We start from the raw sequence: 13,747 nt of genomic DNA on the forward strand, positions 1-13,747 counted from the left end.
CGGCCCACGGAACACGGACGGAAATCGTGTGTAACGGGTCGAGACACGTCCGCGATAAATGCCGGACGTCTGTACCACTTCGACCCCGGTGACCACGGTGCAACCGATCCCGTCCGGCCGGAAGCTCCTGCTGCGCCGCGATGTTCCGGCTTCGAGGAAGTGCCACACGGCAATTCGGGTCGCCGCCACGGCCGCCGGACCGAATGTGAGCTTCGACATGCGCCTTTCGTGCTCTACCGCGGCGTGACCCACGTCGTGATGTCGGCGTGGACGACCTCGGCCCCATGGCGGTCGAAGATGCGCACGGGCACGACCACGTCCGTGCCCGCGGTCATCGCGCCGAAGTCCGGCAGTTCCGTCAATTCCGCGACGGCGCGCAGCGGCCCGTTCGCCTTGGAGAGGTAGTCGACGGTCATCGACTTCGGGATCCACCGGTGGGTCGACGGCACGGTCGCCTCGGACAGCATGCCCATGGCGGCCTCGGCGAGGTTGCATGCGGCGATCGCATGGAACGTGCCCAGATGGTTGCGGACGCCCCACCACTTCGGCGCCCGTACCTCGCAGCGGCCCGGCCGCATCTCGACGACGCGGGGGAGCACCGAGCCGAAGTAGGGGACGCGGACGCACATGCCGACGGAGAACAACGCGTGTCCGAGCGCGTTGTCGGGGAGCTTCTGCCATGCGGCGTAGGTGGGGCTCGAGGGTGTCATGCCCAGATCTTACTTGAAAGTAAGTTTGAGCCCGGCGGGAGTGATCGAGCCCGGTTTGATCTCTTCTGCCCGGTACGGCATACTGGTCGGGTTGCCTTGTCTGGGACGCGATCGTTTGCGGCCCGAAACAGGTGGGGTGAAACGTCGCGGTGTAGATCGAATGACCTGCTCGCGGCCACATGCAAGACGGAAGCAGTACCTACTGGCACTCGCATCGAGTGCATCCGGTACGCGTTCCCGGCCCGAAGAGCTGAAAAGTTGCGGGTCGGAGAATGAGTGGGAGGGCGACACGCCCGACCGCGTGTACCGGAGAACCATGACAGATGAACAGCGGCAGCGGATCGGGTGTGTCCCGGTCGCCTAGCGTTCGGACAGTTGCGGCCCAGGTAAGGGACTGTGCAGACGAGGTAGTTCGGCCCGACTCGGGTGGGACTACGAAACGCGGCAAGAAAAGGACACTAAGCGTGGCGGGACAGAAGATCCGCATCAGGCTCAAGGCCTACGACCATGAGGCGATCGACGCGTCAGCGCGCAAGATCGTCGAGACGGTGACCCGTACCGGGGCCCGCGTCGTTGGACCCGTGCCGTTGCCGACCGAAAAGAACGTGTACTGCGTCATCCGCTCGCCGCACAAGTACAAGGACTCGCGCGAGCACTTCGAGATGCGTACTCACAAGCGGCTTATCGACATCCTCGACCCGACGCCCAAGACGGTTGACGCGCTCATGCGCATCGACCTTCCGGCCAGCGTCGACGTCAACATTCAGTGAGCGCGGCGGAGACAAAAACAATGACTGATACCAAGATCAAGGGAATCCTGGGCACCAAGCTCGGCATGACCCAGGTCTTCGACGAGAACAACCGGGTCGTTCCGGTCACCGTCGTGAAGGCCGGACCGAACGTCGTGACCCAGATTCGTACCGAAGAGCGTGACGGCTACAGCGCCGTGCAGCTCGCGTTCGGCGCCATCGACCCGCGCAAGGTGAACAAGCCGACTTCCGGCCAGTTCGCCAAGGCCGGCGTCACCCCGCGCCGCCACGTTGTGGAGCTCCGCGTTGCCGACACCTCGGAGTACGAGGTCGGCCAGGAACTTACCGCCGAGGTCTTCGAGGACGGCGCCTACGTCGACGTCACCGGAACCAGCAAGGGTAAGGGCTTCGCCGGAACCATGAAGCGCCACGGCTTCGCCGGCCAGGGTGCATCGCACGGTGCGCAGGCCGTTCACCGTCGCCCCGGTTCCATCGGTGGTTGCGCCACCCCGGGCCGCGTGTTCAAGGGCATGCGCATGTCCGGCCGCATGGGTAGCGACCGCATCACGACGCAGAACCTCTCCGTTCACAAGGTGGACGCCGAGAACGGCCTGCTGCTGATCAAGGGTGCGATCCCCGGCCGCAAGGGTGGCCTCGTGATCGTCAAGAGTGCAGTGAAGGGTGGTGCACGAGCATGACCAGCACCGAGACATCGACGACCAAGCTGACGCTGGACGTCAAGGTCGCCGGCGGCAAGACCAACGGCACCGTCGAGCTCCCCGCGGAGATCTTCGACGCGCCTGCCAACATCGCGCTTCTCCACCAGGTTGTCGTCGCGCAGCTCGCCGCTGCACGTCAGGGCACCCACGCCACCAAGACCCGCGGCGAGGTTCGCGGCGGTGGCAAGAAGCCGTACCGCCAGAAGGGCACCGGCCGCGCTCGTCAGGGCTCGACCCGTGCGCCGCAGTTCGCCGGCGGTGGCACCGTCCACGGCCCGCAGCCGCGCGACTACAGCCAGCGGACCCCCAAGAAGATGAAGGCCGCCGCTCTGCGCGGTGCCCTCTCCGACCGGGCCCGCAACGAGCGCATCCACGTGATCACCGAACTGGTCGCCGGTCAGACTCCGTCCACGAAGTCCGCCCGCACCTTCCTCGGCGAGATCTCGGATCGCAAGAAGGTCCTGCTCGTCGTCGGACGCGCGGACATCGCGGCCTGGAAGAGCGTGCAGAACCTGGACGGCGTGCACCCCATCGCACCCGACCAGCTCAACACCTACGACGTGCTCAACAGCGATGACGTCGTGTTCAGCGTCGAGGCGCTCAACGCGTTCATCCACGGGCCCGCCGAGACCGCCCAGGAAGAGAACAAGGAGGAGGGCAAGTGAGCACCATCGCCGATCCCCGCGACATCCTGCTCGCCCCGGTCATCTCCGAGAAGTCCTACGGACTGATCGAGGAAGGCACCTACACCTTCCTGGTGCACCCGGACTCGAACAAGACGCAGATCAAGATTGCCGTCGAGAAGATCTTCGGCGTCACCGTGACCAGCGTCAACACCGCCAACCGTCAGGGCAAGCGCAAGCGGACCCGGTTCGGTTACGGCAAGCGCAAGGACACCAAGCGCGCGCTCGTGACCCTCTCGGCCGACAGCAAGCCCATCGAGATCTTCGGAGGACCGGTCGCGTAAGCGCCGGGACTTGACGAGACATAGAGGACGAGAAGACTCATGGCAATCCGTAAGTACAAGCCGACTACCCCGGGCCGTCGTGGCTCGAGCGTCTCGGACTTCGCCGAGATCACTCGGTCGACCCCCGAGAAGTCGCTGGTTCGCCCGCTCCACGGACGCGGTGGACGTAACGCACACGGTCGTATCACCACCCGGCACAAGGGTGGCGGACACAAGCGCGCCTACCGGCTGATCGATTTCCGTCGCAACGACAAGGACGGCGTGCCGGCCAAGGTCGCTCACATCGAGTACGACCCCAACCGCACCGCGCGTATCGCCCTGCTGCACTACGCGGACGGCGAGAAGCGCTACATCATCGCCCCCAAGGGCCTGTTCCAGGGTGCACCGGTCGAGTCCGGTGCAGGCGCCGACATCAAGCCCGGCAACAACCTGCCCCTGCGCAACATCCCGACGGGTACCACCATCCACGCGGTGGAACTCCGCCCGGGTGGCGGCGCCAAGATGGCCCGCTCGGCCGGATCCAGCATCCAGCTGCTCGGTAAGGAAGGCACCTACGCCACGCTGCGTATGCCGTCCGGCGAAATCCGTCGCGTCGACGTTCGCTGCCGCGCCTCGATCGGTGAGGTCGGCAACGCCGAACAGTCGAACATCAACTGGGGCAAGGCCGGCCGCATGCGCTGGAAGGGCAAGCGCCCGACCGTCCGTGGTGTCGTGATGAACCCGGTCGACCACCCGCACGGTGGTGGTGAGGGTAAGACCTCCGGTGGTCGCCACCCGGTCAGCCCGTGGGGCAAGCCCGAGGGCCGCACCCGCAAGAACAAGGCGAGCGACAAGCTCATTGTCCGTCGTCGCCGTACCGGCAAGAACAAGCGCTAGGAGGGAGTGAAGGATGCCACGCAGCCTCAAGAAGGGCCCGTTCGTCGATGACCACCTCCTCGCGAAGGTGGACGTGCAGAACGAAAAGGGAACCAAGCAGGTCATCAAGACCTGGTCCCGTCGTTCCACGATCATTCCGGACTTCATCGGCCACACGTTTGCGGTTCACGACGGCCGCAAGCACGTCCCCGTGTTCGTTTCCGACTCGATGGTCGGACACAAGCTCGGAGAGTTTGCACCGACCCGCACGTTCAAGGGGCACATCAAGGATGATCGGAAGGCGAAGAGGCGATGAGCAACACCGAAACCGCCAACCCGACCGCCAAGGCAGTAGCGCGCCACGTGCGCGTCACGCCGATGAAGGCGCGTCGCGTTGTGGACCTGGTCCGCGGGCGTTCGGTTGAAGACGCCCTGAACATCCTGAAGTTCGCGCCGCAGGCAGCGAGCGAGCCGGTCGCCAAGGTGATCGCCTCCGCAGCGGCCAACGCCGAGAACAACCTCGACCTCGACCCGAGCACGCTTGTCGTCGCCACGGCGTTCGTGGACGAGGGCGCGACCCTCAAGCGGTTCCAGCCGCGTGCACAGGGACGTGCGTTCCGTATCCGCAAGCGCACCAGTCACATCACCGTGATCGTGGAGAGCCTGCCGAAGACCGGAACATCGACCCGTAATCGCCGGAAGGGAAGTGCTCAGTAGTGGGCCAGAAAATCAACCCGCACGGCTTCCGCCTCGGCATCACCACCGACTGGAAGTCTCGCTGGTACGCAGACAAGCAGTACGCGGAGTACGTCAAGGAAGACGTCGCGATCCGTAAGCTCCTCGCCACCGGCATGGAGCGCGCAGGCATCGCGAAGGTCGAGATCGAGCGCACGCGTGACCGTGTTCGTGTCGACATCCACACCGCCCGCCCGGGCATCGTCATCGGCCGCCGCGGTGCCGAAGCCGATCGCATCCGTTCCGAGCTCGAGAAGCTGACCGGCAAGCAGGTCCAGCTGAACATCCTCGAGGTCAAGAACGCCGAGGCCGAGGCTCAGCTCGTCGCACAGGGTGTGGCCGAGCAGCTCTCGAACCGTGTCGCCTTCCGTCGCGCGATGCGCAAGGCCATCCAGTCGGCCATGCGTCAGCCCAACGTCAAGGGAATCCGCGTTCAGTGCTCCGGTCGTCTCGGCGGTGCCGAGATGTCCCGGTCGGAGTTCTACCGCGAAGGCCGCGTGCCGCTGCACACGCTTCGCGCGGACATCGACTACGGCCTCTACGAGGCCAAGACCACCTTCGGCCGCATCGGCGTGAAGGTCTGGATCTACAAGGGCGACATCGTCGGTGGCAAGCGTGAGCTCGCCGCCAACGTGGCTGCTCCCGCAGGCGACCGCCCGCGGCGTGAGCGTCCGAGCCGTCCCCGTCGCTCCGGCGCCACCGGCACCACCGCGACCAGCACCGAGGCCGGCCGCGCAGCGACCGCCACCGCCGATGCACCCGCTACGACTGAACAGAAGGAGGGCTGACGCATGTTGATCCCACGGCGGGTCAAGCACCGCAAGCAGCACCATCCGAGCCGTTCGGGTGCCGCCAAGGGTGGAACCCAGGTGACCTTCGGTGACTACGGCATCCAGGCTCTCGAGCCCGCCTACATCACCAACCGGCAGATCGAGTCCGCTCGTATCGCCATGACCCGGCACATCAAGCGTGGCGGCAAGATCTGGATCAACATCTTCCCGGATCGCCCCCTCACCAAGAAGCCGGCCGAAACCCGCATGGGTTCCGGTAAGGGTTCGCCCGAGTGGTGGATCGCGAACGTCAAGCCCGGTCGCGTGATGTTCGAAATGAGCTACCCCAATGAGGAGATCGCTCGTGAGGCCCTGCGTCGCGCGATGCACAAGCTCCCGTGCAAGTGCCGGATCGTGACAAGGGAGGAGCAGTTCTGATGGCTACTGGAACCCCAGCCGCAGAGCTCCGCGAGCTCACCGAAGAAGAGCTGGTCACCCGGCTTCGTGAGTCGAAGGAAGAGCTGTTCAACCTTCGTTTCCAGATGGCCACGGGTCAGATGGACAACAACCGTCGACTTCGTACCGTCCGTCACGAGATCGCGCGTATCTACACCGTTCTGCGTGAGCGTGAGCTCGGGCTGGCCGTCGGTCCGGACGCAGGTGACGCGGCATGAGTGAGGAAAAAGCAGTGAGCACTGAAGAGCGCGGCAGCCGCAAGGTCCGCACCGGATACGTCGTCTCCGACAAGATGGAGAAGACGATCGTGGTCGAGCTCGAGGACCGGGTCAAGCACCCGCTCTACGGCAAGATCATCCGGCGCACCAGCAAGGTGAAGGCGCACGACGAGAACGGCGTCGCAGGCATCGGTGACCGCGTGCAGCTGATGGAGACCCGTCCGCTGTCCGCGACCAAGCACTGGCGTCTCGTCGAGGTCCTCGAGAAGGCCAAGTAAGAAACCGAATAATGCATCCAGTACGATGGTGGGGTTGCCTTGCGGCAGACGCACGGCAACCCCACCGTTGTGCCGCCCACCCGGGCGGCCCCTCTCGCAGGGCACGGGTGCAGACCGCGCACGTCGGGTCGGAAATCTGCCGTGCAACAGTCCAGGTCAAGGAGAAGTAAGTGATTCAGCAGGAGTCGCGGCTGCGCGTCGCCGACAACACGGGTGCCAAGGAGATTCTCTGCATCCGCGTTCTCGGTGGTTCGTCTCGCCGCTACGCCGGGATCGGTGACATCATCGTCGCCACCGTCAAGGACGCCATCCCGGGTGGAAACATCAAGAAGGGCGAGGTCGTCAAGGCCGTCATCGTCCGCACCACCAAGGAACGTCGCCGTCCGGACGGGTCGTACATCAAGTTCGACGAGAACGCCGCCGTCCTCATCAAGCCGGACAACGATCCCCGTGGCACCCGCATCTTCGGCCCCGTCGGCCGTGAGCTGCGTGAGAAGAAGTTCATGAAGATCGTCTCGCTCGCCCCGGAGGTGCTGTGATGAAGGTGCACAAGGGTGACACCGTGCTGGTCATCGCCGGCAAGGACAAGGGCGCGAAGGGCAAGGTCATCCAGGCCTACCCCGCGACCAACAAGGTCCTCGTCGAAGGCGTGAACCGCATCAAGAAGCACACCGCGGTTTCCGCGAACGAGCGCGGAGCTTCCTCCGGCGGCATCGTCACGCAGGAAGCCCCGATCCACGTTTCCAACGTCGCGGTCGTCGACTCGGACGGCAACCCCACTCGCGTGGGCTACCGGACCGACGAAGAGTCCGGCAAGCGCGTTCGGATTTCCCGGAAGAACGGGAAGGACATCTGACATGACCTCCACTGAGAACAAGATCCAGCCGCGCCTGAAGACTCGCTACCGCGAGGAGATCAAGGCTGCGCTGAACACCGAGTTCGACTACGCCAACGTGATGCAGATCCCCGGCGTCGTCAAGGTCGTCGTCAACATGGGTGTCGGTGACGCCGCGCGCGACGCCAAGCTGATCAACGGTGCCGTCAACGACCTCGCTCTGATCACCGGTCAGAAGCCCGAGATCCGCAAGGCCCGCAAGTCCATCGCGCAGTTCAAGCTCCGCGAGGGAATGCCGATCGGCGCCCGCGTCACGCTGCGTGGCGACCGCATGTGGGAGTTCCTGGACCGTCTCGTGTCCGTCGCGCTTCCCCGCATCAGGGACTTCCGCGGCCTGTCGGGCAACCAGTTCGACGGCAACGGCAACTACACGTTCGGCCTGAACGAGCAGTCGATGTTCCACGAGATCGACGTGGACAAGATCGACCGCCCGCGCGGCATGGACATCACCGTGGTGACCACCGCGACCAACAACGAAGAAGGCCGTGCCCTGCTGAAGCACCTCGGCTTCCCGTTCAAGGAGAACTGAGCTAATGGCTAAGAAGGCATTGGTCAACAAGGCCAACAAGAAGCCCAAGTTCGCGGTGCGCGCCTACACCCGCTGCCAGCGCTGCGGCCGTCCGCACTCGGTGTTCCGCAAGTTCGGCCTGTGCCGAATCTGCGTCCGTGAGATGGCGCACGCCGGCGAGCTGCCCGGCGTTCACAAGAGCTCCTGGTGAGCCGGTGACGGCGTCGCCGCAACAGCGACGGCGTCACCCCCACAGACTTCCGGTTCGTAACCTCGGACCGGGAAACGTAAGACCTACTTCGCGATAGGCCTGCGCCGGCAACGGCAGAGGGAACCGTTGTGAGAAAGGTAGAGGTCAACCTCATGACCATGACCGACCCCATCGCAGACTTCTTGACGCGTCTGCGCAACGCCAACACGGCGTACCACGATGAGGTGAAGTTGCCCCACTCGAAGATCAAGGCGAACATCGCCGAGATCCTCAAGCGCGAGGGTTACATCGCCGACTACCGCACCGAAGACGCCGAGGTGGGCAAGACCCTCATCGTCGACCTGAAGTACGGCCCGAGCCGTGAGCGCAGCCTTGCCGGCGTGCGTCGCGTCTCCAAGCCCGGTCTGCGTGTGTACGCGAAGTCCACCAACCTGCCCAAGGTTCTGGGCGGCCTCGGCGTGGCGATCATTTCCACGTCCACCGGCCTGCTCACCGATCGCCAGGCGGCCAATCAAGGAGTGGGCGGGGAAGTCCTCGCCTACGTCTGGTAAGGGAGGCCACCACAATGTCGCGTATTGGAAAGATTCCCGTCACCGTCCCCGGCGGCGTCGACGTCTCGATCGACGGCCAGGACATCACGGTCAAGGGTCCCAAGGGCTCGCTGGCCCTGACGATCTCCGAGCCGATTGCCATTGCGAAGAACGACGACGGCACGCTCAGCGTGACCCGTCCGGACGACGAGCGTCGCAGCCGCGCGCTGCACGGTCTGTCTCGCACCCTGGTTCAGAACCTCATCACCGGTGTCACCGACGGTTACACCACCAAGATGGAGATTCACGGCGTCGGTTACCGCGTCGCTCTCAAGGGCAAGGACCTCGAGTTCGCACTCGGCTACAGCCACCCGGTCCCGATCGAGGCTCCGGAAGGCATCACCTTCGCGGTCGAGTCGCCCACCAAGTTCTCGGTGTCGGGCATCGACAAGCAGAAGGTCGGGCAGATCTCGGCCAACATCCGTCGTCTCCGTCGTCCGGACCCGTACAAGGGCAAGGGCGTGCGTTACGAGGGTGAGCAGATCCGCCGCAAGGTCGGAAAGACGGGTAAGTGATATGAGCCAGACTGCAAACCAGAAAGCCAAGCGGATTCCGCTCGGCAAGGATGCGTCCACGAAGCGTCGCCTGTCGAAGGTGCGTCGTCACTTCCGTCTCCGCAAGAAGGTCTCCGGCACGCCCGAGCGTCCCCGCTTGGTCGTCAACCGGTCCTCGCGCCACATCCACGTCCAGCTCGTGGACGACCTCGCCGGCCACACCCTGGCCGCGGCGTCGACCACCGAGGCCGACGTGCGTGCAGCGGACGGCGACAAGAAGGCCCTCAGTGCGAAGGTCGGTCAGCTGATCGCCGAGCGCGCGAAGGCAGCCGGTGTCGAGACCGTCGTGTTCGACCACGGTGGACACGGCTACCACGGTCGCATCGCGGCCCTTGCGGACGCAGCTCGCGAAGGCGGGTTGAAGTTCTGATGACCAAGACCGAGTACATGAACGGAAGGACAGCCTGATGCCGGGACGTCAGAGGCGTGACGGCGGAAGCGGACCCGCCGGACAGAATGGCCCCAACACGGGGGACAACCGCGGCGGCGGCGACCGTCGTGGTGGCGGTCGCGACGATCGTCGCGGCGGACAGTCGGCCGAGAAGTCGAACCACATCGAGCGCGTCGTCACGATCAACCGCGTGTCGAAGGTCGTCAAGGGTGGTCGTCGCTTCAGCTTCACCGCTCTGGTGATCGTGGGCGACGGCAACGGACTGGTCGGCGTCGGCTACGGCAAGGCCAAGGAAGTTCCTGCGGCCATCCAGAAGGGCGTCGAGGAGGCTCGCAAGAGCTTCTTCCGCGTTCCGATGATCGGCAGCACTATCACGCACCCGGTTCAGGGTGAGGCCGCAGCGGGCGTCGTCATGCTGCGTCCGGCAAGCCCCGGTACCGGTGTCATCGCCGGTGGCGCGGTGCGTGCCGTGCTGGAATGCGCCGGCATCCACGACATTCTGTCGAAGTCGCTCGGTAGCGACAACGCCATCAATGTTGTGCATGCGACCGTTGCTGCGCTCAAGGGCCTGCAGCGCCCCGAGGAAGTTGCCGCTCGCCGCGGTCTCGCCCTCGAGGACGTTGCCCCCGCCGGCATGCTGCGTGCGCGCGCACAGGCTGGGAGCGTGAAGTAATGGCCGAACTCAAGGTCACTCAGATCAAGAGCACCATCGGTACCAAGCAGAACCAGCGGAACTCGCTGCGCACCCTCGGCTTGAAGGGCATCCGTCAGACGGTTGTCCGCGAGGACAATGCCCAGAACCGCGGTCTGATCAACGTGGTGCGCCACCTCGTCACAGTTGAGGAGGTCTAACCATGACCATCAAACTGCATCACCTGCGCCCCGCGCCGGGAGCCAAGACCGAGAAGACTCGCGTCGGTCGTGGTGAAGGTTCCAAGGGTAAGACCGCAGGCCGCGGCACCAAGGGCACCAAGGCCCGCAAGAACGTGCCCGCCGCCTTCGAGGGTGGACAGATGCCGCTGCACATGCGTCTGCCCAAGCTCAAGGGTTTCACCAACCCGTTCCGCACCGAGTACCAGGTCGTCAACGTCGGCGACATCGCCCGTCTGTTCCCCGAGGGTGGACAGGTCACGGTCGAGGGCCTCGTTGCCAAGGGTGCCGTTCGCAAGAACCAGCTCGTCAAGGTTCTCGGCGACGGCGACCTGACTGTCGCCGTCCAGGTGACGGTCGACAAGTTCACCGGCTCCGCCAAGGAGAAGATCGCTGCTGCCGGTGGTACCGCCACCGAGCTGTGAGCGATCACCGCTAGCCAGTAGATGGCCGCAGTACAGCGTCGCGCTGTACTGCGGCCATTTGCGGCTGTATGGCCGGCGCTGCCGCAGGTCTCCCAACTGTGCGTTCAGTTGCCACTGTTAGAGTTCTAGAGTTCATTCACGGACAAGTCGCTTTACGGCTTCGTCTCCCCACCGTCGTGCCAGGAGGATCTTTGCTTTCCGCCTTCGTCTCGGCCCTCAGGACCCCGGACCTGAGGCGGAAGATCCTCATCGCGCTCGGTCTCGTTGCGCTGTATCGCATCGGCGCGGTGATCCCGTCGCCGGGCGTCGACTACGGCAACGTCCGCTCGTGCGTCGATCAGCTGTCGGGCGGCGACTCTGCGGGCATCTACTCGCTGATCAACCTGTTCTCAGGCGGTGCGCTGCTGCAGCTGTCGATCTTCGCGATCGGCATCATGCCGTACATCACGGCCAGCATCATCGTCCAACTGTTGACGGTCGTCATTCCGAAGTTCGAGGAACTCCGGAAGGAAGGCCAGTCCGGCCAGGCGAAGATGACGCAGTACACGCGCTATCTGTCGATCGCCCTGGCAATCCTCCAGGCCACCGGCATCGTTGCGCTTGCGTCGCGCGGCCAGTTGCTGCAGGGATGCCAGGAAGAGATCATCGCCGACAAGAGCATCTTCGGCCTCGTGATCATCGTGCTCGTCATGACCGCGGGCGCCGCCCTCGTCATGTGGTTCGGTGAGGTCATCACCGAGCGCGGCGTGGGCAACGGTATGTCGTTGCTGATCTTCTCGGGTATCGCGTCCCGCCTGCCGTCCGAGGGCAAGGCCATCCTGGACAGCCGCGGGGGACTGATCTTCGCGATCATCTGCGTCGCGGCGCTCGCCATCATCGCCGGCGTGGTCTTCGTCGAGCAGGGTCAGCGGCGCATCCCGGTGCAGTACGCCAAGCGCATGGTCGGCCGCAAGATGTACGGCGGTTCGTCGACGTACCTGCCGTTGAAGGTCAACCAGGCCGGCATCATCCCGGTCATCTTCGCGTCCTCGCTGCTGTACCTGCCGAACCTCATCGCGCAGCTCACCGGTGCCACATCGTCCACCGACCCCAGCTGGTGGCAGCGGATCATCAACGAGTACCTGGTGAATCCGAACAACCCGGTGTACATCGTCATCTACTTCGCGCTGATCGTGTTCTTCGTGTTCTTCTACGTCGCGATCACGTTCAATCCGGAAGAGCGCGCAGACGAGATGAAGAAGTTCGGCGGCTTCATCCCCGGTATCCGCCCGGGTCGCCCGACCGCGGACTACCTGAATTACGTGCTCAACCGCATCACCGTTCCCGGCTCGATCTACCTCGGCCTGATCGCGGTGCTGCCCCACTTCTTCCTGTCCGGAAGCCAGACCTCCAGCAGCATCTTCGGTGGTGCGGCCGTGCTGATTCTCGTCAGCGTCGCCCTGGACACCGTCAAGCAGATCGAAAGTCAATTGATGCAACGTAACTACGAAGGGTTCCTCAAGTGAGACTTGTCCTCCTTGGTCCTCCCGGTGCAGGCAAGGGCACCCAGGCCGCGATCCTGTCCGAGAAGCTCGGCGTCCCGCACATCTCCACGGGCGACCTGTTCCGCGCGAACATCGGCCAGGCCACCCCTCTCGGCCTCGAGGCGAAGAAGTACCTGGACGCCGGGGACCTCGTTCCCAGCGAGATCACCAACAACATGGTGAAGGCGCGCGTCGGCGAGCCGGATGCGGCCAACGGTTTCCTCCTGGACGGTTTCCCCCGGACCGTCGACCAGGCCCAGGCGCTCGAGGCGATCCTGGCCGAGCTGAACACCAAGCTCGATGCAGTGCTGTCGTTCATCGTCGACGAGGACGTCGTGGTCGAGCGGATGCTGGCCCGTGGCCGCGCCGACGACAAGGAAGACGTCATCCGCAACCGGCTCCGGGTGTACCGCGAGGAGACCGCGCCGCTGCTCGATTACTACAAGGAGCAGCTGGTGACCGTCGACGCCCTCGGTGAGGTCGACGAGGTCAATGCTCGCGCACTGGCAGCTCTGGGCAAGTAATGGGCTTCGGGCGTAAACGCAAGGTCGTTCCGTTCCGGACCGCGGGCGAGCTGGACGCGATGGCGGCCGCCGGCGCCATCGTCGGTGCGGCTCTCGTCGCGGTCCGCGACGCGGCGAAGCCGGGTGTGAGCACGCTCGAACTCGACGAGGTGGCCGAGTCGGTCATCCGCGGCGCGGGCGCCGTGCCGTCGTTCAAGGGCTACCACGGTTTCAGCGGGTCGATCTGTTCGTCCGTGAACGATCGCGTGGTGCACGGGATTCCCTCGGCAGAAGACATTCTGGCCGAGGGAGACCTCGTCTCCATCGACTGCGGCGCCATTCTCGACGGCTGGCACGGCGACTCCGCGTGGACCTTCGGTGTCGGCGACATCATCGAAGCCGACCAGCAACTCAGCGAGGCCACCCGGCTGTCGATGGAGGCGGGCATCGCCGCCATGCTGGCCGGCAACCGGCTCACCGACATCTCGCACGCCATCGAACTCGGCACCCGCGCCGCCGAGGTCGCGCACGACCGCAAGTACGGAATCGTCGACGGCTACGGCGGTCACGGCATCGGCCGCGAAATGCACATGGAGCCGTTCCTCGCCAACGAGGGAGCTCCCGGCAAGGGGCCCCAGCTGGTGGTCGGATCCGTTCTGGCGATCGAACCGATGCTGACCCTCGGCACCACGGATACCGTTGTCCTCGAAGATGATTGGACCGTCGTCACCACGGACGGCACTCGTGCCGCGCATTGGGAGCACACCGTCGCGGTCACCGAGGACGGGCCGCGCATTCTCACTCTGCGTCCGGAGTAGCG

At 64.9% G+C, this 13,747-nt stretch carries 25 protein-coding genes; 24 read left to right on the forward strand and 1 reads right to left on the reverse strand.

Translation table 11 applies throughout. From position 1 onward, the window contains the following. Positions 1–233: 233 nt before the first annotated feature. Positions 234–710: a hotdog fold domain-containing protein gene (locus tag ACFU5V_RS21170; RefSeq protein WP_378429589.1), complete on the reverse strand. Its 477-nt coding sequence runs from the start codon at positions 708–710 to the stop codon at positions 234–236. Between the two features lie 464 nt (positions 711–1,174). Here ACFU5V_RS21170 and rpsJ point away from each other — a divergent pair, with 464 nt between their 5' ends. From rpsJ to map, 24 genes are all read left to right on the forward strand, one after another. After that, complete coding sequence (gene rpsJ / locus ACFU5V_RS21175) at positions 1,175–1,480, forward strand: 30S ribosomal protein S10 (RefSeq protein ID WP_003938093.1); 306 nt, start codon at positions 1,175–1,177, stop codon at positions 1,478–1,480. Positions 1,481–1,500: 20 nt separating this feature from the next. Then, positions 1,501–2,157 carry a 50S ribosomal protein L3 gene (gene rplC / locus ACFU5V_RS21180; RefSeq protein ID WP_009479366.1) on the forward strand — a complete coding sequence of 219 codons (657 nt, stop codon included), beginning with the start codon at positions 1,501–1,503 and terminating at the stop codon, positions 2,155–2,157. Further along, a complete protein-coding gene (rplD, locus tag ACFU5V_RS21185) occupies positions 2,154–2,843 on the forward strand; it encodes a 50S ribosomal protein L4 (protein WP_378429590.1) in 690 nt (229 codons plus the stop codon). The genes rplC and rplD overlap by 4 nt, the downstream gene beginning before the upstream one ends. Beyond that, positions 2,840–3,145, forward strand: coding sequence for a 50S ribosomal protein L23 (gene rplW / locus ACFU5V_RS21190; RefSeq protein ID WP_005239632.1), 306 nt, complete (start codon positions 2,840–2,842; stop codon positions 3,143–3,145). The genes rplD and rplW overlap by 4 nt, the downstream gene beginning before the upstream one ends. 39 nt (positions 3,146–3,184) lie before the next feature. Further along, positions 3,185–4,021, forward strand: a complete 837-nt coding sequence (rplB, locus tag ACFU5V_RS21195) for a 50S ribosomal protein L2 (RefSeq protein ID WP_015889918.1) — start codon at positions 3,185–3,187, stop codon at positions 4,019–4,021. 13 nt (positions 4,022–4,034) lie between these two features. Continuing rightward, entirely contained in the window at positions 4,035–4,316 is a 282-nt protein-coding gene (rpsS, locus tag ACFU5V_RS21200; protein ID WP_003940820.1) for a 30S ribosomal protein S19, read from the forward strand. Continuing rightward, positions 4,313–4,717, forward strand: coding sequence for a 50S ribosomal protein L22 (gene rplV, locus ACFU5V_RS21205; RefSeq protein ID WP_005239634.1), 405 nt, complete (start codon positions 4,313–4,315; stop codon positions 4,715–4,717). Before rpsS ends, rplV begins: the two co-directional genes overlap by 4 nt. Beyond that, positions 4,717–5,523 (forward strand): 30S ribosomal protein S3, encoded by an 807-nt coding sequence (gene rpsC, locus ACFU5V_RS21210; RefSeq protein ID WP_005239635.1) that lies wholly within the window; start codon positions 4,717–4,719, stop codon positions 5,521–5,523. Before rplV ends, rpsC begins: the two co-directional genes overlap by 1 nt. 3 nt (positions 5,524–5,526) lie before the next feature. Next, the gene (gene rplP, locus ACFU5V_RS21215; protein WP_005239636.1) at positions 5,527–5,943 is read left to right on the forward strand and encodes a 50S ribosomal protein L16; all 417 of its coding nucleotides are present in this window, start codon (positions 5,527–5,529) and stop codon (positions 5,941–5,943) included. Continuing rightward, positions 5,943–6,179, forward strand: coding sequence for a 50S ribosomal protein L29 (rpmC, locus tag ACFU5V_RS21220; protein ID WP_005239637.1), 237 nt, complete (start codon positions 5,943–5,945; stop codon positions 6,177–6,179). Before rplP ends, rpmC begins: the two co-directional genes overlap by 1 nt. Further along, a complete protein-coding gene (gene rpsQ, locus ACFU5V_RS21225; RefSeq protein WP_005239638.1) occupies positions 6,176–6,457 on the forward strand; it encodes a 30S ribosomal protein S17 in 282 nt (93 codons plus the stop codon). The genes rpmC and rpsQ overlap by 4 nt, the downstream gene beginning before the upstream one ends. A 170-nt stretch (positions 6,458–6,627) precedes the next feature. Continuing rightward, on the forward strand, positions 6,628–6,996 hold the full coding sequence (gene rplN / locus ACFU5V_RS21230; protein ID WP_005239639.1) for a 50S ribosomal protein L14: 369 nt from the start codon (positions 6,628–6,630) through the stop codon (positions 6,994–6,996). Beyond that, a complete protein-coding gene (gene rplX, locus ACFU5V_RS21235) occupies positions 6,996–7,313 on the forward strand; it encodes a 50S ribosomal protein L24 (protein WP_005239640.1) in 318 nt (105 codons plus the stop codon). Before rplN ends, rplX begins: the two co-directional genes overlap by 1 nt. Before the next feature lies 1 nt (position 7,314). Then, on the forward strand, positions 7,315–7,881 hold the full coding sequence (gene rplE / locus ACFU5V_RS21240) for a 50S ribosomal protein L5 (protein ID WP_005239642.1): 567 nt from the start codon (positions 7,315–7,317) through the stop codon (positions 7,879–7,881). A 4-nt stretch (positions 7,882–7,885) separates the two neighbouring features. Next, on the forward strand, positions 7,886–8,071 hold the full coding sequence (locus ACFU5V_RS21245) for a type Z 30S ribosomal protein S14 (protein ID WP_005239644.1): 186 nt from the start codon (positions 7,886–7,888) through the stop codon (positions 8,069–8,071). Between the two features lie 152 nt (positions 8,072–8,223). Continuing rightward, entirely contained in the window at positions 8,224–8,622 is a 399-nt protein-coding gene (gene rpsH, locus ACFU5V_RS21250; protein WP_005239657.1) for a 30S ribosomal protein S8, read from the forward strand. Positions 8,623–8,636: 14 nt separating this feature from the next. Then, complete coding sequence (gene rplF / locus ACFU5V_RS21255) at positions 8,637–9,176, forward strand: 50S ribosomal protein L6 (protein WP_276135822.1); 540 nt, start codon at positions 8,637–8,639, stop codon at positions 9,174–9,176. 1 nt (position 9,177) lies between these two features. Next, positions 9,178–9,585 (forward strand): 50S ribosomal protein L18, encoded by a 408-nt coding sequence (gene rplR, locus ACFU5V_RS21260; RefSeq protein WP_015889921.1) that lies wholly within the window; start codon positions 9,178–9,180, stop codon positions 9,583–9,585. Positions 9,586–9,622: 37 nt separating this feature from the next. Then, the gene (gene rpsE / locus ACFU5V_RS21265) at positions 9,623–10,279 is read left to right on the forward strand and encodes a 30S ribosomal protein S5 (protein WP_005253858.1); all 657 of its coding nucleotides are present in this window, start codon (positions 9,623–9,625) and stop codon (positions 10,277–10,279) included. Beyond that, positions 10,279–10,458 (forward strand): 50S ribosomal protein L30, encoded by a 180-nt coding sequence (gene rpmD, locus ACFU5V_RS21270; protein ID WP_005253859.1) that lies wholly within the window; start codon positions 10,279–10,281, stop codon positions 10,456–10,458. The genes rpsE and rpmD overlap by 1 nt, the downstream gene beginning before the upstream one ends. A gap of 2 nt (positions 10,459–10,460) precedes the next feature. Further along, on the forward strand, positions 10,461–10,901 hold the full coding sequence (gene rplO / locus ACFU5V_RS21275; RefSeq protein ID WP_378442315.1) for a 50S ribosomal protein L15: 441 nt from the start codon (positions 10,461–10,463) through the stop codon (positions 10,899–10,901). Positions 10,902–11,092: 191 nt separating this feature from the next. Then, positions 11,093–12,406 carry a preprotein translocase subunit SecY gene (gene secY, locus ACFU5V_RS21280; RefSeq protein ID WP_378441464.1) on the forward strand — a complete coding sequence of 438 codons (1,314 nt, stop codon included), beginning with the start codon at positions 11,093–11,095 and terminating at the stop codon, positions 12,404–12,406. Beyond that, positions 12,403–12,948: an adenylate kinase gene (locus ACFU5V_RS21285; protein ID WP_072945707.1), complete on the forward strand. Its 546-nt coding sequence runs from the start codon at positions 12,403–12,405 to the stop codon at positions 12,946–12,948. The genes secY and ACFU5V_RS21285 overlap by 4 nt, the downstream gene beginning before the upstream one ends. Beyond that, positions 12,948–13,745, forward strand: coding sequence for a type I methionyl aminopeptidase (gene map / locus ACFU5V_RS21290; protein ID WP_378441461.1), 798 nt, complete (start codon positions 12,948–12,950; stop codon positions 13,743–13,745). The genes ACFU5V_RS21285 and map overlap by 1 nt, the downstream gene beginning before the upstream one ends. The last annotated feature ends 2 nt before the right edge of the window (positions 13,746–13,747 follow it).

The sequence above is a fragment of the Rhodococcus sp. NPDC057529 genome (assembly GCF_042802055.1).
Classification (GTDB): Bacteria; Actinomycetota; Actinomycetes; order Mycobacteriales; family Mycobacteriaceae; genus Rhodococcus_F.